The 18,000-nt window shown below is 68.5% G+C and carries 18 protein-coding genes; 9 read left to right on the plus strand and 9 right to left on the minus strand.

The genetic code is table 11. The annotated features are described in order from the left end of the window. The first annotated feature begins 79 nt into the window (after positions 1-79). Positions 80-976 carry a lipid A hydroxylase LpxO gene (lpxO, locus tag AC0IYU_RS32000; protein ID WP_472125607.1) on the plus strand — a complete coding sequence of 299 codons (897 nt, stop codon included), beginning with the start codon at positions 80-82 and terminating at the stop codon, positions 974-976. A 3-nt stretch (positions 977-979) separates the two neighbouring features. Here the strand turns inward: lpxO and AC0IYU_RS32005 are convergent, their stop codons facing one another. Next, positions 980-1,864: a LysR family transcriptional regulator gene (locus AC0IYU_RS32005; protein ID WP_472125610.1), complete on the minus strand. Its 885-nt coding sequence runs from the start codon at positions 1,862-1,864 to the stop codon at positions 980-982. Between the two features lie 124 nt (positions 1,865-1,988). Here AC0IYU_RS32005 and AC0IYU_RS32010 point away from each other — a divergent pair, with 124 nt between their 5' ends. Further along, the gene (locus tag AC0IYU_RS32010; RefSeq protein WP_472125613.1) at positions 1,989-2,981 is read left to right on the plus strand and encodes a Bug family tripartite tricarboxylate transporter substrate binding protein; all 993 of its coding nucleotides are present in this window, start codon (positions 1,989-1,991) and stop codon (positions 2,979-2,981) included. Continuing rightward, positions 2,978-4,078, plus strand: coding sequence for a GntG family PLP-dependent aldolase (locus tag AC0IYU_RS32015; RefSeq protein ID WP_472125615.1), 1,101 nt, complete (start codon positions 2,978-2,980; stop codon positions 4,076-4,078). Before AC0IYU_RS32010 ends, AC0IYU_RS32015 begins: the two co-directional genes overlap by 4 nt. A gap of 39 nt (positions 4,079-4,117) precedes the next feature. Here AC0IYU_RS32015 and AC0IYU_RS32020 read toward each other — a convergent pair whose 3' ends face one another. Continuing rightward, complete coding sequence (locus AC0IYU_RS32020; RefSeq protein ID WP_472125617.1) at positions 4,118-4,816, minus strand: phosphatase PAP2 family protein; 699 nt, start codon at positions 4,814-4,816, stop codon at positions 4,118-4,120. A 132-nt stretch (positions 4,817-4,948) separates the two neighbouring features. On the opposite strand from AC0IYU_RS32020, the gene AC0IYU_RS32025 reads away from it, so the two are divergent. From AC0IYU_RS32025 to AC0IYU_RS32035, 3 genes are read left to right on the plus strand one after another with little or no spacing between them, the layout of a single operon-like run. Beyond that, positions 4,949-5,662 (plus strand): response regulator transcription factor, encoded by a 714-nt coding sequence (locus tag AC0IYU_RS32025; RefSeq protein ID WP_435486016.1) that lies wholly within the window; start codon positions 4,949-4,951, stop codon positions 5,660-5,662. Beyond that, the gene (locus AC0IYU_RS32030) at positions 5,659-7,011 is read left to right on the plus strand and encodes a sensor histidine kinase (RefSeq protein ID WP_472125619.1); all 1,353 of its coding nucleotides are present in this window, start codon (positions 5,659-5,661) and stop codon (positions 7,009-7,011) included. Before AC0IYU_RS32025 ends, AC0IYU_RS32030 begins: the two co-directional genes overlap by 4 nt. A gap of 13 nt (positions 7,012-7,024) precedes the next feature. Then, a complete protein-coding gene (locus tag AC0IYU_RS32035; RefSeq protein ID WP_472125622.1) occupies positions 7,025-7,297 on the plus strand; it encodes an oxidoreductase-like domain-containing protein in 273 nt (90 codons plus the stop codon). 32 nt (positions 7,298-7,329) lie between these two features. Here AC0IYU_RS32035 and AC0IYU_RS32040 read toward each other — a convergent pair whose 3' ends face one another. The 6 genes from AC0IYU_RS32040 to AC0IYU_RS32065 form a co-directional block, all read right to left on the minus strand. Continuing rightward, the gene (locus AC0IYU_RS32040) at positions 7,330-7,554 is read right to left on the minus strand and encodes a M20/M25/M40 family metallo-hydrolase (RefSeq protein ID WP_472125717.1); all 225 of its coding nucleotides are present in this window, start codon (positions 7,552-7,554) and stop codon (positions 7,330-7,332) included. 30 nt (positions 7,555-7,584) lie between these two features. Further along, complete coding sequence (locus AC0IYU_RS32045) at positions 7,585-8,067, minus strand: nucleoside deaminase (protein WP_472125625.1); 483 nt, start codon at positions 8,065-8,067, stop codon at positions 7,585-7,587. Positions 8,068-8,182: 115 nt separating this feature from the next. After that, positions 8,183-8,950 carry an ABC transporter permease gene (locus tag AC0IYU_RS32050; protein ID WP_472125627.1) on the minus strand — a complete coding sequence of 256 codons (768 nt, stop codon included), beginning with the start codon at positions 8,948-8,950 and terminating at the stop codon, positions 8,183-8,185. A 9-nt stretch (positions 8,951-8,959) separates the two neighbouring features. Next, the gene (locus AC0IYU_RS32055) at positions 8,960-9,817 is read right to left on the minus strand and encodes an ABC transporter ATP-binding protein (RefSeq protein WP_435486030.1); all 858 of its coding nucleotides are present in this window, start codon (positions 9,815-9,817) and stop codon (positions 8,960-8,962) included. Next, entirely contained in the window at positions 9,817-10,848 is a 1,032-nt protein-coding gene (locus AC0IYU_RS32060) for an ABC transporter substrate-binding protein (RefSeq protein WP_472125630.1), read from the minus strand. The genes AC0IYU_RS32055 and AC0IYU_RS32060 overlap by 1 nt, the downstream gene beginning before the upstream one ends. Positions 10,849-10,990: 142 nt before the next feature. Then, positions 10,991-11,764, minus strand: coding sequence for an IclR family transcriptional regulator (locus AC0IYU_RS32065; protein ID WP_472125632.1), 774 nt, complete (start codon positions 11,762-11,764; stop codon positions 10,991-10,993). A gap of 156 nt (positions 11,765-11,920) precedes the next feature. Here AC0IYU_RS32065 and AC0IYU_RS32070 point away from each other — a divergent pair, with 156 nt between their 5' ends. The 3 genes from AC0IYU_RS32070 (at position 11,921) to AC0IYU_RS32080 (ending at position 15,548) form a co-directional block, all read left to right on the plus strand. Then, positions 11,921-13,573, plus strand: coding sequence for an OPT/YSL family transporter (locus AC0IYU_RS32070; protein WP_472125635.1), 1,653 nt, complete (start codon positions 11,921-11,923; stop codon positions 13,571-13,573). A gap of 67 nt (positions 13,574-13,640) precedes the next feature. Further along, the gene (locus tag AC0IYU_RS32075; protein WP_472125637.1) at positions 13,641-14,717 is read left to right on the plus strand and encodes an S-methyl thiohydantoin desulfurase domain-containing protein; all 1,077 of its coding nucleotides are present in this window, start codon (positions 13,641-13,643) and stop codon (positions 14,715-14,717) included. 39 nt (positions 14,718-14,756) lie between these two features. Beyond that, positions 14,757-15,548, plus strand: coding sequence for an aspartate/glutamate racemase family protein (locus tag AC0IYU_RS32080; protein ID WP_472125640.1), 792 nt, complete (start codon positions 14,757-14,759; stop codon positions 15,546-15,548). 78 nt (positions 15,549-15,626) lie between these two features. On the opposite strand, the gene AC0IYU_RS32085 is transcribed toward AC0IYU_RS32080, so the two are convergent. Beyond that, complete coding sequence (locus tag AC0IYU_RS32085) at positions 15,627-17,930, minus strand: NADP-dependent malic enzyme (RefSeq protein ID WP_472125642.1); 2,304 nt, start codon at positions 17,928-17,930, stop codon at positions 15,627-15,629. Positions 17,931-18,000 lie beyond the last annotated feature (70 nt).

The following is an 18,000-nucleotide window of genomic DNA, read 5'->3' on the forward strand; positions in this document are numbered from 1 at the left end:
ACCCGGTCAGCTCCATTTTGGGGCGACGATTTACACTAGCGGGCTGCCTCCGGGTGCCGTTTACAGGACACTTTCACCAATGAAGTGGGTCATTCTTGCCATCTTCGCGCTCAGCGCGCTCTACGTTCACTTCCGCGGCCAGGTGCGGCACAAGTTCTTCAGACAGCTCTCTGATCACTCGACCTTCCTCGCGCCGCTGAACGTCTTCATGTACCTGTTCTCGAAGGTGCCGGGCACGCCGTACCTGTCGCCCGCGCAGTTCCCCGAGATGCGCATCCTCGAGGAGAACTGGGAAGTCATCCGCGAGGAAGCGCTGGCCATGCGCAACGGCGGCAGCATCAAGGCCTCGAGCCAGTTCAACGACGTAGGCTTCAATTCGTTCTTCAAGAGCGGCTGGAAGCGCTTCTACCTGAAGTGGTACGACGAGGCCCACCCGTCGGCGGCCGTGTTGTGCCCGCGCACGACCGAGCTGCTCAAGGGCATCGGCACCATCAAGGCCGCCATGTTCGCCGAGCTGCCCCCGGGCAGCCGCCTGGTGCGCCACCGCGACCCCTTCGCCGGTTCGCTGCGCTACCACCTGGGCCTGTGGACGCCCGGCGTCGAAGGCTGCTACATCGACGTGGACGGCCAGCGCTACCACTGGCGCGACGGCGAGGCCGTGGTGTTCGACGAAACCTTCATCCACTACGCCGAGAACACCACCGACCACGACCGCGTGATCCTGTTCTGCGACATCGAACGCCCTCTGCGCTACCGCTGGGCCAGCGCGGTGAACCGCTGGTTCGCCAAGAACCTGCTGGCCGCCGCAAGCTCGCCCAACGAAGCGGGCGACAAGACGGGCGGCATCAACCGCGCGTTCAAGTACATCTACCAGATCCGCGTGGTCGGCAAGCGCCTGAAGGCCTGGGACAAGCGCGCCTACTACCTGGTGAAATGGGCCATCTTCGGTGGCCTGGCGCTCTGGATCTTCTGGTAAGGCTCAGGCCGGGCGGGCTGCGTCGAATGCAGCCGCGAACGCCTGCGCCACCGCCTCGACGTTGCGGCTGCCTTCGTCGGAATTTCGCCAGACCAGGGAAAGCTTCCTGAACGGCGCGCGGCTGCCGAGGTTCACCTCGCGCACCGCATAGGCCCGCACCAGCGGGCGCCTGGGCTGGGGAACCACCGAGACCCCCAGGCCGTGGGCGACCATGGCGACGATGGCGTCCATCGAGCGCAGTTCCATCACGCAGCGTGCGCTCGGCAGCAGGCTGCGCACATGCCGCGCCGCAACGCGCCCGCCCGCCAGCGACAGGTCGTACCCCACCCAATCGTGGGCCTCCAGCAGCTGCCTGGCGGTCTTTGCGGTGGCGTTCGGCGGGGCCAGCATCACGTAGGGCTGGCGGTGCAGCTCGCGCCAGATCAGCCGGCGCGAGCCGCCGGATTCCGGCCGCACCAGCAATGCCACGTCGAGCCGCGCCGCCTTCAGTTCGGAAATCAGTTCGTCGCTGTCGTTCAGCGGCGGCACGACGACGTCGAGCGACGGGTGCCGTTGGCGCAGCGCATGCAGCGCCTGCGGCAGCACGTCGCTCTGCATGCTGGTGATCACGCCCACCCTGACCCGCCCCGCGACCTCGACGACCGGGCGGGAGCGCAGCGTCTGCAGCCGGTCGGAGAAGTCGCCCACCGCGTCCACCACCTCGCGGGCGAAGGCCGTCGGCAGCATCACGCGCGTCGAGCGGTCGAACAGCGGCTGGCCGAAATACTGCTCCAGCTGCTTGACCTGCAGGCTGACCGCGCTCGGGCTGCAACCGACGACGCCGGCGGCGGCGGTGAAGCTGCCCTGCTCGATGATGGTTCGCAGCGTGACCAGCAGGGTGAGATTCATGAGAAAAACTCACAGTTGAGATTTGTAGATATCGCTTTACTCATTCTATGGCGTGCCTAGGATCGGCTCGTTCCCACCTCGATCCGCATCGATTCACTCCTCTGCCAGACTGGAAGCACCTGCCATGAACCTCATCCGACGTCACGCCGTCACGCACGCCAGACGGCTGACCTGCTTGCTCGCCATCGCGCTGACCGCGTGGCAGGCGCATGCCGCCGCCGCGTGGGTGCCCGAGCGGCCCATCCACCTCATCTCGCCGAGCCCTCCGGGCGGCGGCACCGACGCCGTCGCGCGCCTGCTCGCGGCCAAGCTGGGCGACCAGGCCAAGTGGCAGGTCGTGGTCGACACGAAGCCCGGCGCCGGCAACAACATCGGCCTGGAGTTCGGCGCCAAGTCGCCGCCGGACGGCTACACCGCGGTGCTCGGTGAAACCAGCAACCTCACGGTCAACCAGTTCCTCTACAAGAAGCTGAGCTTCGACCCCGTGAAGGACCTCGCGCCGGTCGCGCTGGTGGGCACCGGCGTGTCGGTGCTGGTGGTGAATGCGAACAGCCCGTTCGACAGCCTGGCGGCGCTGCTGGCGGGCGCGAAGAAGAAGCAGCTGGCCTATGCGTCGTCCGGCAACGGCACCGTGGGCCACCTGGTGGCCGAGAACCTGCGTGTTGCCACGGGCGCCAGCCTGCTGCACGTGCCCTACAAGGGCGGCGGCCCGGCCATGACCGACATGCTGGGCGGGCAGGTCGACTTCTACATTTCCTCCCTGGTGTCGGCGCTGCCGCTCATCAAGGACCGCAAGCTGCGCGCGCTGGCCGTGACCTCGGGCACCCGGGACGCGTCGCTGCCCGACGTGCCCACCTTCATTGAAAGCGGCTTCAAGGGCTTCGAGTACTACACGCTCTACGGCGTCGTGGTGCCCGCCAGGACGCCGGAAAACGTCGTGCAGACCATGAACCGGGAAATCAACCGCGTGCTCGATGCGCCGGACGTGCGGGCCAACCTCGCCACCCGCGGCATCTACGTGCGCACGGGCACGCCGGAAGCATTCGATGCCTTCCTGAACAGCGAGCGCAAGAAGTGGGCGGAGGTCGTGAAAGCGTCCGGCGCGACGGCCGAATGACGCAAGCCAACACCACCTCCATCTCCACCTCCACCACCACCGCGGACGCCTCGGCCGGGCACCCGCCCGTGGACCTGCGCAGCGACACCGTGACGCGGCCCACGCCGGCCATGTACGAGCGCATCGCAGCCGCCCCGCTGGGCGACGACGGGCTCGACGGCGATCCGACCGCACGGGCGCTGGAAGCGGCCGCGGCGACCTTGCTGGGCAAGGAAGCCGGCCTGTACGTGCCCAGCGCGACCATGGCCAACCTGCTGGCGATCCTCGCGCAGGCCGGGCGCCAGGAGCTGGTGCTGGCAGAGGCGGCCTCGCACATCTACGTGACCGAACGCGGCGCGGGCGCGCTGACCGGCACCTTCTACGAAGGCATTGCCGGCGTCGATGGCGCGATGGACCTGGACCGGCTCGCCGATGCGCTCGCACCCGGGCGCTACAAGCTGCGCACGGGCGTCGTGTGCCTGGAGAGCTCGCACAACAACGCCGGCGGCGCGGTGCTGCCCCTTGCCCACATGCGGGCCGTGTTCGAGGCGTCGAAGCGCGTGGGCGCCAGCGTCCACCTCGACGGCGCGCGGCTGATGAATGCCGCGGTCGCGCTGCGTGTGCCGGCCGCTGACATCACTGCCTTCACCGACACGGTGTCGCTGTGCCTTTCCAAGGGCCTGAGCGCGCCCATGGGGGCCGTGCTGGCCGGGTCGGCCGGCACCATCGAGCGCGCCAGGTCGCTCAGGAAGATGCTTGGCGGCAGCCAGCGCCAGGTGGGCGTCGTGGCCGCGGCGGGGCTGGTGGCGGTCAACTCCATGGTGGAGCGGCTTGCCGACGATCACGCCGCCGCCCGGCGGCTCGCGCAGGGCATCGGCCAGGTCCGCGGGCTTGCCGCCAACGCGCCGCAGACGAACATCGTGCAGGTCGATGTCAGCGCCACGGGGCTTGACGCGGCGCAGTGGGAGCTGGCGCTGCGCCGCCTGGGCGTGCTGGTGCGCCCCTGGGGCCGGCAGCGGTTGCGCTGCGTCACGCATCGCCATGTGGGCGAGCGCGAGGTCGACCTGGCCCTGGAGGCTTTCGCGGCGGTGGCCGCGAAGGACGCGAAGGCAACCTGAGCGGCAGTGGCGTGAAGCGCGGCTGACGCGCGGGCTCCGTCAGGCCTCGGTCCACACCAGCTGGCCGCGCGCGGTGCCGGCCCAGCCCACGGCGCCCGCGAGCAATGCGCCGCCCAGCACGTCGAGCAGCACATGCTGGCGCGTGGCCAGCGTCGAATAGACGATGCCGGCGGCCCACAGCAGGTTCACTGCGCGCACCCATGCGGGCGCGCGCACGCTGCGCAACTGGCGGCCCAGCTGCACCGCGGCGAGTACCGCGAACGCGACGTGCAGCGACGGGAAGGCGTTGCCGCCGGCGTCGGCGGTCTTGAGGAACTGCAGCGCCGGGTATTGCGCCCAGTCGACATCGAACGCGGGCACCACCGTCGGGAACAGCCAGAACACCGCAAGGCCCACGGCCGCCATCAGCGCGGCGTCGCGCGCGCAGGCCCGCAGCTCGGCCTTGTCCCTGGCGAAGGCCGGCGCCAGCGAGATGTAGAACCACAGCGAACCGTAGAGCAGCATCGCGTCGTCGCTCACGCCCACCCAATGGTCCAGCGGCGTGAGCGGCATCACCGTCGGGGCCCACAACGGGTTGTGCATCACCCAGAAGTAGACGAAGAAGAAGCCCGAGATGCCGGCCGTGGTGCCGATCATCTTCACCACCCAGAGCGTCGCGATGCGCCGGCCCAGCGCCAGGTACCAGGGGTCGCAAGGCATGCCGGGCAGGGGAGAGGGAATCGCCGAGCGGGAGTTCACCGGTGCTGCTTTCGGAGGGTTGGGGGGCGCTCCAGCTTAGGCGCCTGCATTGCGTGAACATTGCGTCGTCTGCAAGGGGCGCTCTCCTAGAATGACCGGCCTTTTCGCTCCCATCCCCCGCATCACTCCCCTATGAGAATCCTGCTCGTCGAAGACGAAGTCGACCTGGCGCAAGCCCTGGCCTCGGCATTGCGGCAGAACCAGGCGGTGGTCGATGTGGCCGGCTCGCTGCGCGAGGCCGAAGAGGCGGCGCTGTGCGCGCAGCACGACGTGATCGTGCTCGACCGCGGCCTGCCCGACGGCGACGGCCTGTCGCTCGTGGCCTTCCTGCGGCACAACGAGATTGCCGCCGCGGTGCTGGTGCTCACCGCCATGAGCGACGTGGCCGAGCGTGTGCTGAGCCTGGACGGCGGCGCGGACGACTACCTGGCCAAGCCCTTCTCGATGGACGAGCTGATGGCGCGCGTGCGCGCGCTGGCGCGCCGTCCGGCGGTGCGCGCCCACCTCGTCATGACGCTCGGGCAACTGCGCTTCGACCACCACATGCGCCAGGCCCATGTGGGCGAGACCAGCATCACGTTGCCGCGGCGCGAGCTGCTGGTGCTCGAGGCGCTGCTCGAGCACCGCGGCCGCACCGTGCTGCGCGAGGCCATGCAGGAGCGCGTGTACGGCGACCGGGACGAGATCCAGTCCAACGCGCTCGACACGCACGTCTCGCGCCTGCGCTCCAAGCTCGACAAGGCCGGTGCGCAGGTCGAGATCCATGCGATCCGCGGCGTGGGCTACCTGATCTGCGCGGCGGCACCTTCCGTGACGCCCGCGATGCCCGCATCGCCCGCGCGATGAGCCTGAGCCTGCTCTCGCTGCGCTGGCGGCTGATCTGGAGCCTGATCCTGCTGCAGGTGGTGGTGGGCTTGCTGGTGATGGGCGGCTTCCTCGGGCTGGCGTGGTCGCTGGGCCGCGTGGTCGACGAGACCGGCCAGGAGACGGTGGCGGCGATCCAGCGCGCGCTGGTGCGCGACGCCGACGGCAAGCTGTCGGCTGAGCCCACGCCCGAACTGCAGCGTCTGCAGAAGGCCGATCCGCCGTACTGGTTCATCGTGCGCGATGCGCGCGGCGCGGAACTGCGCCATGGCGAGGTGCCGCCCGAATACCTCAAGCTCCTTGTCGCGTTCGACGGCATGGGCCGCGTTGCGATCAACCCCGAGCCCGACAGCACCCGGCCCAAGGCCCGCTTCGAGCGCGTCGAGAGCCGCGCGGGCCCGGTCGAGGTGATGGCGCAGACCGGCGGGCCGCTGACCGTGCGCAACACGCTCAAGGGCACCGGCATCGCCTTCCTGTTCCTGGTCGCGCCGATGGCGCTGGTGACCTGCCTGGGCGTGATCCTGGCCACGCCCTTCGTGGTGAAGCGCGGCCTGAAGGGCGTGGTGGCCACGGCCGAGCATGCTGAGGGCATCGACGTGCACGAGCGCACCACGCGCTTGCCGCTGGCGAACGTGGCGAGCGAGATCCGCCCGCTGGTGAACGCCGTGAACCGCGCGTTCGACCGGCTCAACGAAGGGTACGACCGACAGGAGCGCTTCCTGGCCGACGCCGCGCACGAGCTGCGCACGCCCATCACCACGCTGCAGATCCACATCGAGGGCCTGCCGCACGACCCGCTCAAGGTGAAGCTGATGCAGGCTTCGGCGCGGCTGGCCACGCTGGCCGAGCAGCTGCTCGACCTGCAGCGGCTGGACCGCATCGCCTCGCAGGACCGCCAGCAGGTCGACCTGAAGGCGCTGTGCGAGCGCATGGCCGGCGACATTGCGCCGCTGGCCATCATGAACCGCTGCACGCTCTCGGTCGATGCGCCGCGCCCGCTGTGGGTGCGCGGCGACGCGCCCTCGCTGGAGCGCGCGCTGGCCAACCTGATCCAGAACGCCATCGAGCATGGCGGGCCGGGTTGCGACATCCAGGTGCGGTTGTGGGAGCCCTCGGGCTTTGAAGTGCTGGACTCGGGCCCGGGCATTCCGGAGGCCGACCGCGAGCGCGTGGTGGCGCCGTTCCACCGGCTGGTGCCGCGCGGCCGCGGCGCGGGGCTCGGGCTGCACCTGGTGGCCGAGGTGGCGCGCCTGCACGGCGGGCAGCTCACCATCGGGTCGAGTGAATCGGGTGGGGCGAAGATGCGGTTCGAGCTGAACCTCGACACTTAGAAGGCTTGCAGGCATGAACCTCATCGACCGGCTGCCGGAGCCGACGAACCTCGCCGGCGCACAGGCGCTGATCGCACGCGTGCAGGCGCTGCTCGATGCCGCAGGCGTCCCGATGCGCGCGCCGCCGCCCGAGCCCACCACCTGCTGCGGACGCGGCTGCAACGGCTGCGTGTGGGAGGGCTGGCTGGCGGCGGTGAACTACTGGCGCGACGAGGCGTCGCTGCGGCTGGGCGATGCCACCGCCGAGACGCATGCTGCACGGCCACGGACGCCGACCGGGAACTGATCAGCAGCAGATCCAGGGCGTCTTAGAGCCTGTCATTTCGTCGCCGCCCATGCGCCGGCGGCTTGCATGAAGCGATCGGCCGCCTGCAGCTGGGTGGCGCAGATCCACTCGTTCGGCTGGTGCGCCTGCGCGATGTCGCCAGGGCCGCACACCACCGTGGGAATGCCGGCCTGTTGGAAGAAGCCCGCCTCGGTGCCGAACGGCAGGTCGGCCTCCGGCCAGAGCGCGCCGAGTTCGCGCGAAATTGTGCGGCGCAGGGCGGCTTCCTGCCGCCTCGGCGCTGCGCTTCAGTGCCCGCGCGTTTCCCAGAACCCGCGGTGCGTGGCGATCATCTCGTCGGCCACTTCAGCCACCGGCCCGACCACCTCGATGTTCTTCTGGCCGCGCGCGAACACCTCGCGGCAAGGCAGGCTCAGCGTGGGGTTCTCGGGATGGTCGCCGGTGAGCGCGAGCAGCGCCGACTCTTCCGCGCCGTAGACGATGCGCCCGATGTTCGCCCAGTAGCTGGTGCCCGCGCACATGGCGCAGGGCTCGAAGGTGGTCGCCAGCGTGCATTGCCACAGGTACTCGGGCGGCCAGTTCAGCGCGGCGTGGCGCGCCAGCGTGGCCTCGGCGTGGTGCACCGTGTCGATGTTGCCCTGCTCGGCGAGGATGGTGTCGCCATCGGGCGCGACCAGCACGGCACCGAAGGGATGGCGCCCCATCGCCATCGCGCGGCGGGCCACCTCGTCGGCGCGCCGCAGCGCGCGGATTGCTTGCGCCGGCGTCATGGCCGCATGTCCGTTCGGGGAACGCCGCGGAACCGGCTTTGCCGGGCCGCTGGTGTTGCCCCCGGCGAGGGGGTTGGCGAAGCGACACGAAGTGCGCGAAGACTGGGGGAGCGCTTCATGCTTGCGAGCCGCGGTGCGCCCAGCCGGTGGTGTGCTTCTCGATCACGCTGAAGAGCTCGTACATCAGCATGGCCATCGCGCCCACCACCATCAGGCCCGCGAAGGCCAGGCCCATCTGCATGGCCGAGCCGGCGGAAATCAGCAGGTAGCCGATGCCTTCGTTGGCTGCCGTCATCTCGCTCACCGTGGTGCCGACGAAGGCCAGCGTGATCGCGACCTTCAGCGAGCCAAAGAAATAGGGCATGGAGCGCGGCAGGCCGATCTTCATGAGCACGTCCCAGCGCTTGGCGCCCAGCACGCGCAGCACGTCTTCGAGCTCGGGCTCCAGCGTGGCCAAGCCGGTCGCGATGTTCACCATGATCGGGAAGAAGCTGATCAAAAAGGCCGTGAGGATCGCCGGCCCCGCGCCGATGCCGAACCACACCACCAGGATGGGCACGAAGGCCGCCTTCGGCAGGGCGTTGAACGCCGTCATCAGCGGATACACCGCCGCATACGCGATGCGCGAACTGCCGATCACGAAGCCCAGCAGCACGCCCACCACGATCGCCAGGCCGAAGCCCGCCATCGTGACCCAGAAGGTGCGCCATGCGTGGCCCGCGATGATTTCCTTGTATTCCCAGAACTGGCTCCAGATGCGCAAGGGGCTCGGAAAGATGAAGTCCGAAACCTCGAAGCCCGCGCAGACGACCTGCCACAGCAGCAGCACCGCGACCAGCAGCAGCCAGGGCGACCAGCGTTCGATTTGCTTGGTGTTCTTCATGGCGCGACCTCAGTGGGACACCGCGGCGGCGGTCTGCGCGGCGCTGATGCCGGTGTTGCGGATGGCGCCGATGTGGCTGCGCAGTTCGAGCACGATGTCGGTGAACTCCTTGGTGTAGGTGAGCTCCAGCTCGCGCGGGCGCGGCAGCTCGATGTCGCGCTTCACCACGAAGCGCCCCGGGCTCTTGCTCATCACGTACACCGTGTCGGCCAGGAACACCGATTCGCGCAGGTCGTGCGTGACCAGGATCACGTTGAACTGCTGCTCGGTCCACAGGTCGCGCAGGATGCACCACAGCTCCTCGCGCGTGAACGCGTCGAGCGCGCCGAAGGGCTCGTCGAGCAGCAGCATCTTGGGCTCGTGGATGAGCGCGCGGCAGATGCTCGCGCGCTGCTGCATGCCGCCCGAGAGCTGCCACGGAAACTTGTCTTCATAGCCCGCGAGGCCCACCTTCTGCAGCAGCTTGCGCGCGCGCTCGACGTATTCCTTGCGCTTGGCCTTGAAGCTGGAGCGGTAGGGCTCCACGATTTCCAGCGGCAGCAGCACGTTGTCGACCGTGGTGCGCCACGGCAGCAGCGACGGCGCCTGGAAGGCCATGCCCGAGATCTTCAGCGGCCCGGTCACGGGCTGTCCGTCGATGCGGATCTTGCCCATCGAGGGCATCTTCAGCCCCGTGGTGAGCTTCATGAAGGTCGACTTGCCGCAGCCCGAGGGGCCGACGATGGCAATGAACTCGCCGCGCTTGACCTTCAGGTCGATGGCCTCGACCGCGAAGTGGTTCTCGCGCAGCAGTTCCTCGTTGTAGGCGAGCCAGACGTCCTGGAAGTCGACGAAAGGGGCGGCCGCTTGCGCTGCGTCGCTGGCCATCACTTCTTCAGGACGTTCAGTTCGGCCGCCGGCGGCAGCAGGGCCGCGGTCCACACCGCGTCGGGGCTCACGCGCGTCTTGGTGTTGAACGCGTCCGACACCTGCGAGGCCATCAGCGACATGCGGCCCGCGTTGACCGCGCCGAAGCCTTCGGCGCGCGCGTCTGCGCTGTTGATGACGGTATCGATGGCGAGCTGCAGGCGGCGCGTTTCGAGCTTGCTGTCGATGATGCCGTCGCGCGCCTTCACCGACTCGATGGCCACGGCCGGGTTGGCAATGACTTCCTTGGCGCCCTTGGCGAAGGCCGAGAGGAACTTCTTCACCGCCTCGGGGTGGTCCTTGATGAGCTTGGGCGACGCGATGATCACGTTGCCGTACAGCTTCACGCCGTAGTCGGGGTAGGGGAGCACCACCACGTCGGCCGTCTTGGCGCCGCGCGCTTCCAGGTTGAGCAGCGAGGTGAAGGTGAAGCCGGTGATGGCGTCGACGTCGCCGCGCATCAGCATGGTTTCGCGCAGCGTCGGGTCCATGGCGGTCCAGTTGACGGCGCCGATGTTGTTGGCCTTGGCAAAGATCGGGAAGGCACGGCGGCCCGCGTCGAACACCGGCGCGCCGAGCTTCTTGCCCGCGAGGTCGGCCGGCTTGGTGATGCCGCTCTTCTTGAGCGCCATGACCGAGGCGGGCGTGTTGTTGTAGACCATCATCACCGCGACCGGCTTGTTCGGGCTGTCGGGGTTGTTGGCGTGAAACTCCATCAGCGCCGCGAGGTCGGCAAAGCCCATGTCGTAGGCGCCCGAGGCCACGCGCGTGACGGTGCCGCCCGAGCCATTGCCCGCGTCGATGCTCACGTCGAGGCCGGCGGCCTTGAAGTAGCCCTTGGCCGCGGGGTGCAGGAACAGCGCGGCCGGTCCTTCGAAGCGCCAGTCGAGCTGGAACTTGATCGGCGTCGGGGCCTGCGCAAAGGCCGACGTGAGGCCGAAGCTGAGGGCCGAGGCGGCGAGGAAGGACTGGAGCAGGTGGCGCTTGTTCATGCGGGACGATCCGTGAAAGGTGAATGCAAGGTAGGTCTTCCGCATTCAAGCAAAAACGGTGCCCGCACGTGATTGGTGCGAACCCTTCCTGCGAATCAAGGTGGTGCGCTCTTGGCACCTTTCGTGGGAAATCCCTTTGATTTCAGGGGTTTTTCGCACCAAAACCAAGCCAATACGGATCGCCCACGCTCTTTCCGACGCCTGCCGCGGCGTCGCGCACGATGGCGCCGAAGCGATCGATCAGCGCCTGCGTCAGCAGCTCGGCAGGGATGGCCAGGCCGAAGGCGTAGGTCTGGCGCGTGGCCGCATCGAACACCGCCGACGAGATGCCGGCCACATTGGTCACGTACTCGCCGCGTGACAGCGCCCAGCCAGTCTCGCGGATGACGGCCAAGCGCGCGAGCAGTTCCTTGCGGGTCTTCGGTGCGTCGCCGCGGCCCTTGTCGAGTTGCAGGCCGAGCAACGCGGTCACCTCGCCGTCGTCCAGGCGGGCCAGCAGCGCGCGGCCCATGGCACTCGAGTAGGCCGGCGCACGGCTGCCCGGTGGCGTGTAGATCTGCAGCGCACCGGTGCCGGTGCGCATCTGGATCACCAGCGTGTCGGTGCCATCGAGCACGTTGACGTAGCCGGTGAAGCCGGTTTCGCGCACCAGCGCGTCGAGCGCTTCCTCCACCAGCGAGGCGGCGTTGCGCGAGGCACGGAAGTGGTACGAGGCTTCCATGATCACGCCGCCCGGGCGGTAGGCCCGCGTGGCGGGGTCGCGGTCGAGAAAGCCATAGCCGGCCATCATGCTGAGCGTGCGCGAGGCGGAACTCTTGGGCAGGCCCAGCTCGGTCACCACGTCCGTCACCGTGATGTCGCGGCGCAGCCGCGCAATCAGCTTCAGGACGTCCATGGCGTTGGCGAGAGTGCTCATATTTTGGGGTGGTGGCGGTTGGCGATCATAGGTTCGACGCGCCGGGCGGCGACCCGATCCGGGTGAAACCGGCCTTGACAGCGCATCGAGCGGTTCTATCATTGGTTCAATTTTATTGGATTGAGTTCCATAAAATGGAACTACGAAGGAATGACCATGAACCATGAGGTGACGGCGGCCGCACCGCTGCAGGCCGACAGTGCCGCCCCTGCGCAAGCACAGCAACAAGCCGAACTGCACCCGAAGGCCTTGGCGCCGGCCAACCTGATCCTCACGGTGGTGCTGAGCGTGTTCGGCGCCATCGTCGGCATCCAGATGCTGGCGAGCCTGGGCATCACGCCCAGCACCTCGCTGATCGGCGCACTGGCGGCCATGACGCTGGCGCGCGTGCCGCTGGCCATGTTCCGCGGCTTCCGCTCGGTGCACGCGCAGAACCTGGCGCAGACCAGCATCTCGTCGGCCACCTTCGGTGCGGCCAACAGCCTGTTCCTGCCGATCGGCATCCCGTTCCTGTTCGGGCTGCCCGACATGGTGGTGCCGATGCTCGTCGGCGTGAGCCTGGCGATGCTGCTGGACGCCTGGCTGCTCTACCGCATGTTCGACACGCCCGCTTTCCCCGCGAAGAACCCATGGCCGCTGGGCATTGCGGCCGCCGAGGCCATCAAGGCGGGCGACGGCGGCGGCAAGCAGGCCTGGCTGCTGCTGGGCGGCCTGGTCACGGGCGTGGCGGGCGCGGTGTTCAAGCTGCCGATGTCGGCCTTCGGCGTGGCGCTGATCGGCGGGCTGGGCGCGATGATCGCCTTCGGCGTCGGCCTGCTGGTGCGCGGGTATTCGGCGCCGCTGTTCGGGCTGGACATCGGCGCGCTCTACGTGCCGCACGGGATGATGATCGGCGCGGGCATCGTGGCGCTGGTGCAGGTGGGACGCGTGGTGCTGAAGAAGCGCGGTGCCACGCCGGGTGCTTCGGCCTCGTTCGCCGCGCAGGAGGCCCGCGGCGCCACCGCGCTCGGCCGCTCGCTGCGCCTGGGCAGCGTCGGTTACCTCGCCATCATGGTGCTGCTGGCGGTGGGCACGGGCGTGTACACGGGCATGTCGCCCGGCATGCTGGTGTGCTTCGTGGTCTACGGCACCTTCGCGGCCTTCGTGCACGAGCTGATCGTGGGCATCGCGGCCATGCACTCGGGCTGGTTCCCGGCCTTCGCGGTAGCGCTCATCTCGCTGCTGATCGGCATCCTGATCGGCTTTCCGCCCGAGGCGCTGGTGGTGCTGGCGGGCTTCTCCGCCGCCACCGGCCCGGCCTTCGCCGACATGGGCTACGACCTGAAGGCCGGGCACATCCTGCGCGGCGAGACCTCCGGCACGCCCTTCGAAACCGAGGGTCGGCGCGAACAGATGATCGCCGGCATGGTGGGCTTCGCGGTGGCCATCGTCGTGGTCGCCTGCACGTACAGGATGTTCTTTGCCAACCACCAGACGGCGCCCATCAACGCAGCCTACGTGGCCGCCATCAAGGCCGGCATCTCAGGCGACACGGCGCGCAACCTGGCGCTGTGGGCCGTGCCGGGCGCCATCCTGCAGATCCTCGGTGGCGCGCGCCAGCAACTGGGCGTGCTGTTCGCCACCGGCCTGCTCATCGCGAGCCCGATGGCCGGCTGGATGGTCGCGGCCGGCATTGGCTGCCGGCTGGTCGTGCACCAGGTGCTGGGTGCCTCGGCGCGCGAAAAGCTCGAGGTGTTCGCGGGCGGCGTGATCGCCGGCGACGCGCTCTACAGCTTCTTCTCCGGCGCGGTGAAGAGCCTTCGCAAATAGCTCTCTCAAGCAGCCGCTCTGTTCCTTTCTCCTCTTCCCTCTTTCAACACATCAGGAAATCGAATCCATGAAACGCAATCTGACAAGCGACGACGTCCGCGCGGCTATCTGGGGCGGCGCCATCCTCGGCGGCGGCGGCGGCGGGCTCATTGAAGCCGGCGAACGCGCCGCCAGGCTCGCGCTGCAGGTAGGCACGCCGCAGCTGTGGAGCATCGACAATTTCGACCCGTCCGCGCTCACCGCCACCATGGCACTGGTCGGTGCGCCGGCCGCGCCCGATCCGCACGTGCAGCCCGCGCACCTGCTGCGCACCATCGAACTGCTGCGCCGTGAACTGCCCGCGGGCCAGAAGCTGGTCGGCCTGCATGCCAACGAGAACGGCGCCGAGACCACGGTCAACGGCTGGTTTCACGCCGCCATGACGGGCCTGCCGGTGATCGACCTGGCCTGCAACGGCCGCGCCCATCCGTCGAGCGTGATGGGCGCGCTGGGCCTGCACACCGAGCCCGACTACCTGTCGGTGCAGGCCTATGCCGGCGGCGAGCCGCACCGCTACGTCGAAGGCGTGGTGTCGGGCCGGCTCGAACAGACCTCCGCCGTGGTGCGCCGCGCCTCGGTCGAGGCCGGCGGGCTGGTGGCCGTGGCGCGCAACCCGGTGAACGTGGGCTATGCGCGTCAGCACGGCGCGCCGGGCGCCATCAGCCACGCCATCGCGCTGGGCCAGGCGTACCTGGACGGCGGCGTCGATGCCGTGGCCCGTTCGCTCGACGGCCGCATCGTGGCCGAGGGCACCGTGCGCACCTACCGCTGCGAGCAGCAGGAAGGGCTGGACGTGGGCGTGGTCGAGCTCGACGACGCGGCCGGCACCACGCTGCGCTTTATCAACGAATACATGCTGCTGGAGCAGGGCGGCAAGCGCATCGCGCGCTTTCCGGACCTGGTGATGACCTTCTCGGACGAGGGCAAGCCGGTGGTGTCGGCGCATGTGCGCCAGGGTGCGAAGCTGCGCGTGCTGGTGGCACCGCGCGCGCGGCTGCTGCTGTCGCGCACGATGTTCATGCCGGAGCTGTACCGGCCGCTGGAAAAATCGCTGGGCGAGGCCTTCGCGCCTGAAGCAGAGACAGAAGCCGAAGCTCTGGCCTGATCCGCAACAACCCGAACCAACCTGCTGGGAGAAACCGCCATGACATTGCGCGTGCGATGGATCCGGACCGTCGGCAACGACACCTACAACGAACGCTTTGCCCGGGAGTTTGCCGAGGTGAAGAACCCCGGCACCGAGGTCGAGGTCATGTCGCTGCGAAACGCTTCGGTGCGGCACCACGTCGAGTACCAGAGCTACGAGGCGCTTCTGGGCGCCGACATCGTGCGCGTGGTGCGCGATGCGGCCGTGAAGAAGTTCGACGCGGTGGTGCTCGGCTACTTCTACGACCCGGTGCTGGTCGAGGCGCGCGAGATCTCGGGAGAGACGGTGGTGGTGGCGCCATGCCAGGCGTCGTTCGAGATCGCCTCGAACCTGGCGCAGAAGGTATCGATCATCGTCGGGCGCCGCAAGTGGGTGCCGCGCATCGAGTCGCGGGTGCGCGAGTACGGGCACGGCCACCTGCTGGCCTCGTGCCGCGCGCTGCAGCTGGGCGTGGAAGACTTCCAGCGCGACCGCGACGAGACCGTGCGCCGCATGATCGAGCAGGGCCGGCGTGCCATCGACGAAGACGGCGCCGAGGCGCTCGTGCTCGGCTGCACGCTGGAGTTCGGCTTCTACAGGCAACTGCAGGACGTGCTGGGCGTGCCCGTCATCGATTCGGCGCTGGCGGCCGTCAAGCGCGCGGAAGCGCTGGCCGACACCAAGCAGCGTTTCGGCTGGAAGCCCAGCCGCGTCGGTGGCTGCGAGCCGCCGCCAGAGGCCGAGGAACTGCTGGCGTGGAATGTGTTCGATCTGGCTGACGTACCGGTCGCGTCACCGTTCAACGCCTGAACGCCTGAACGGCCTCAAGAAAAAATGCCCCGCTGCGATGACCGCAGCGGGGCGTTTTTCAATGGGCTTGAAACAGGCTTACTTCAGCGCCGTCGTCGCATTCGCCACGGCCAGCGCCGTCATGTTGACGATGCGCCGCACCGTCGATGTGGGCGTCAGCACGTGCGCCGAGCCCGAGGCACCCAGCAGGATCGGACCGACCGTGATGCCGTTGGCGCCCGTCATCTTCAGCACGTTGTAGAGGATGTGCGCCGAATCCAGGTTCGGGCACACCAGCAGGTTGGCTTCGCCGGTGAGCGTGGTTTCGGGCAGGGCGGTGCGGCGCACTTCTTCGGACAGCGCCGAGTCGCCGTGCATTTCGCCGTCGCACTCGATGTCGGGCGCCATCTGCGCGAACAGGTCGCACGCCAGGCGCATCTTGCGCGCCGACCCGCGGCTGGAGGTGCCGTAATTGGAGTGCGACAGGAAGGCCACCTTGGGCGGCAGTCCGAAGCGACGCACTTCCTCGGCCGCCATCATCGCGATGCTGGCCAGCAGCTCGGCGCTCGGGTCTTCGTTCACGTTGGTGTCGGTGATGAACACCGTGCGCTTCTCCAGCGTCAGCGCGTTTAGCGTGGCAAAGCCCGGCGCGCCGCGCTTCAGGCCGATCAGGTTACGGATGTGCTCCAGGTGCACGTCGAAGCGCCCCACCAGGCCGCAGATCATGGCGTCGGCGTCGCCCAGGTGCAGCATCAGCGCGGCAATGGTGGTGTTGGAGCGGCGCACCATCGTCTTGGCGGCCTCGGGCGTCACGCCGCGGCGGCCCATGAGCTTGTGGAAGCTCTCCCAGTAGATGCGAAAGCGCGGGTCGTCTTCGGGGTTGACGATCTCGAAGTCGGTGCCGGCGCGGATGTGCAGGCCGGCCTTCTTGATGCGCGCCTCGATCACGGCCGGGCGCCCCACCAGGATCGGCTGGGCCAGGCCTTCGTCGACGGCCAGTTGCGCGGCGCGCAGCACGCGCTCGTCCTCGCCTTCGGCATACGCCACGCGCTTGGCGGTGGCCAGCTTGGCGGCGGTGAACACCGGGCGCATGAACATGCCGGTCTGGTAGACGAAGCGCGTGAGGTGCTGGCGGTAGGCCTCCATGTCCTCGATCGGGCGGGTCGCCACGCCCGACGCGGCGGCGGCCCTGGCCACGGCCGGCGCAATGCGCAGGATCAGGCGCGAATCGAAGGGCTTCGGAATGATGTAGTCGGGGCCGAAGGCCAGCTCCTGGCCGGCGTAGGCGGTGGCCACCTCTTCGCTGATGTCGGCTTTGGTCAGGTCGGCGATCTCGCGCACGCAGGCCAGCTTCATTTCTTCCGTGATCTTGGTGGCGCCGCAATCGAGCGCGCCGCGGAAGATGTATGGGAAGCACAGCACGTTGTTGACCTGGTTCGGGTAGTCCGAGCGGCCCGTGGCGATGATGCAGTCGGGCCGCACGGCCTTGGCCAGCTCGGGGCGAATTTCGGGCTCGGGGTTGGCCAGCGCCAGGATGATGGGTTGCGTGCCCATGGTCTTGACCATCTCGGCGCTCATGACGCCGGGGGCCGAGCAGCCCAGGAACACATCGGCGTCCTTGACCACGTCGGCCAGGGTGCGGGCGCCGGTGTCTTGCTGGGCGTAGCGTGCCTTCGATTCGTCGAAACCGCCCGCGCGGCCCGCATAGATCAGGCCCTTGGAGTCGCAGGCATAGATGTTGGCGGGCTTGGCGCCCAGGCCGACCATCACGTCCAGGCAGGCGATGGCGGCGGCGCCGGCGCCCGACACGGCGATCTTCACGTCCTCGATCTTCTTGCCGACCAGCTCCAGCCCGTTGAGCAGCGCGGCGGCCGAGATGATGGCCGTGCCGTGCTGGTCGTCATGGAACACCGGAATGTTCATGCGCTCGCGCAGCTTCTTCTCGATGTAGAAGCACTCCGGCGCCTTGATGTCTTCCAGGTTGATGCCGCCCAGCGTGGGCTCCAGCGCCGCGATGATCTCGACCAGCTTGTCGGGGTCGTTCTCGGCCAGCTCGATGTCGAACACGTCGATGCCGGCGAATTTCTTGAACAGGCAGCCCTTGCCTTCCATCACCGGCTTGGCGGCCAGCGGGCCGATGTTGCCCAGGCCCAGCACGGCCGTGCCGTTGGTGATGACGCCCACCAGGTTGCCGCGCGCCGTGTACTCGGTCGCCAGCGAAGGGTCGGCCGCGATGTCCAGGCAGGGATAGGCCACGCCCGGCGAATAGGCCAGCGACAGGTCGCGCTGGTTCAGCAGGGGCTTGGTCGGGGTGATCGAGATCTTGCCCTTGACGGGCGAGCGGTGGTATTCGCGCGCTGCCTCGCGAAGTGCTTCTTCTGCGGGGGAAAGGGGTGCAGCCATGAAAGTCTCCTTGGTTCGGACGGGCAACGAGGCTACCGCAAAAGCGCGGCTTGTTCTTGCGGGGGAAATG

Source organism: Variovorax sp. AC103 (assembly GCF_979254005.1).

Excerpts from the sequence above, each read along its gene's own strand:
- lpxO (WP_472125607.1), top strand. The coding sequence starts at position 80 with ATGAAGTGGGTCATTCTTGCCATCTTCGCGCTCAGCGCGCTCTACGTT.
- AC0IYU_RS32005 (WP_472125610.1), bottom strand. The coding sequence starts at position 1,864 with ATGAATCTCACCCTGCTGGTCACGCTGCGAACCATCATCGAGCAGGGC.
- AC0IYU_RS32010 (WP_472125613.1), top strand. The coding sequence starts at position 1,989 with ATGAACCTCATCCGACGTCACGCCGTCACGCACGCCAGACGGCTGACC.
- AC0IYU_RS32015 (WP_472125615.1), top strand. The coding sequence starts at position 2,978 with ATGACGCAAGCCAACACCACCTCCATCTCCACCTCCACCACCACCGCG.
- AC0IYU_RS32025 (WP_435486016.1), top strand. The coding sequence starts at position 4,949 with ATGAGAATCCTGCTCGTCGAAGACGAAGTCGACCTGGCGCAAGCCCTG.
- AC0IYU_RS32030 (WP_472125619.1), top strand. The coding sequence starts at position 5,659 with ATGAGCCTGAGCCTGCTCTCGCTGCGCTGGCGGCTGATCTGGAGCCTG.
- AC0IYU_RS32035 (WP_472125622.1), top strand. The coding sequence starts at position 7,025 with ATGAACCTCATCGACCGGCTGCCGGAGCCGACGAACCTCGCCGGCGCA.
- AC0IYU_RS32045 (WP_472125625.1), bottom strand. The coding sequence starts at position 8,067 with ATGACGCCGGCGCAAGCAATCCGCGCGCTGCGGCGCGCCGACGAGGTG.
- AC0IYU_RS32050 (WP_472125627.1), bottom strand. The coding sequence starts at position 8,950 with ATGAAGAACACCAAGCAAATCGAACGCTGGTCGCCCTGGCTGCTGCTG.
- AC0IYU_RS32055 (WP_435486030.1), bottom strand. The coding sequence starts at position 9,817 with ATGGCCAGCGACGCAGCGCAAGCGGCCGCCCCTTTCGTCGACTTCCAG.
- AC0IYU_RS32060 (WP_472125630.1), bottom strand. The coding sequence starts at position 10,848 with ATGAACAAGCGCCACCTGCTCCAGTCCTTCCTCGCCGCCTCGGCCCTC.
- AC0IYU_RS32065 (WP_472125632.1), bottom strand. The coding sequence starts at position 11,764 with ATGAGCACTCTCGCCAACGCCATGGACGTCCTGAAGCTGATTGCGCGG.
- AC0IYU_RS32070 (WP_472125635.1), top strand. The coding sequence starts at position 11,921 with ATGAACCATGAGGTGACGGCGGCCGCACCGCTGCAGGCCGACAGTGCC.
- AC0IYU_RS32075 (WP_472125637.1), top strand. The coding sequence starts at position 13,641 with ATGAAACGCAATCTGACAAGCGACGACGTCCGCGCGGCTATCTGGGGC.
- AC0IYU_RS32080 (WP_472125640.1), top strand. The coding sequence starts at position 14,757 with ATGACATTGCGCGTGCGATGGATCCGGACCGTCGGCAACGACACCTAC.
- AC0IYU_RS32085 (WP_472125642.1), bottom strand. The coding sequence starts at position 17,930 with ATGGCTGCACCCCTTTCCCCCGCAGAAGAAGCACTTCGCGAGGCAGCG.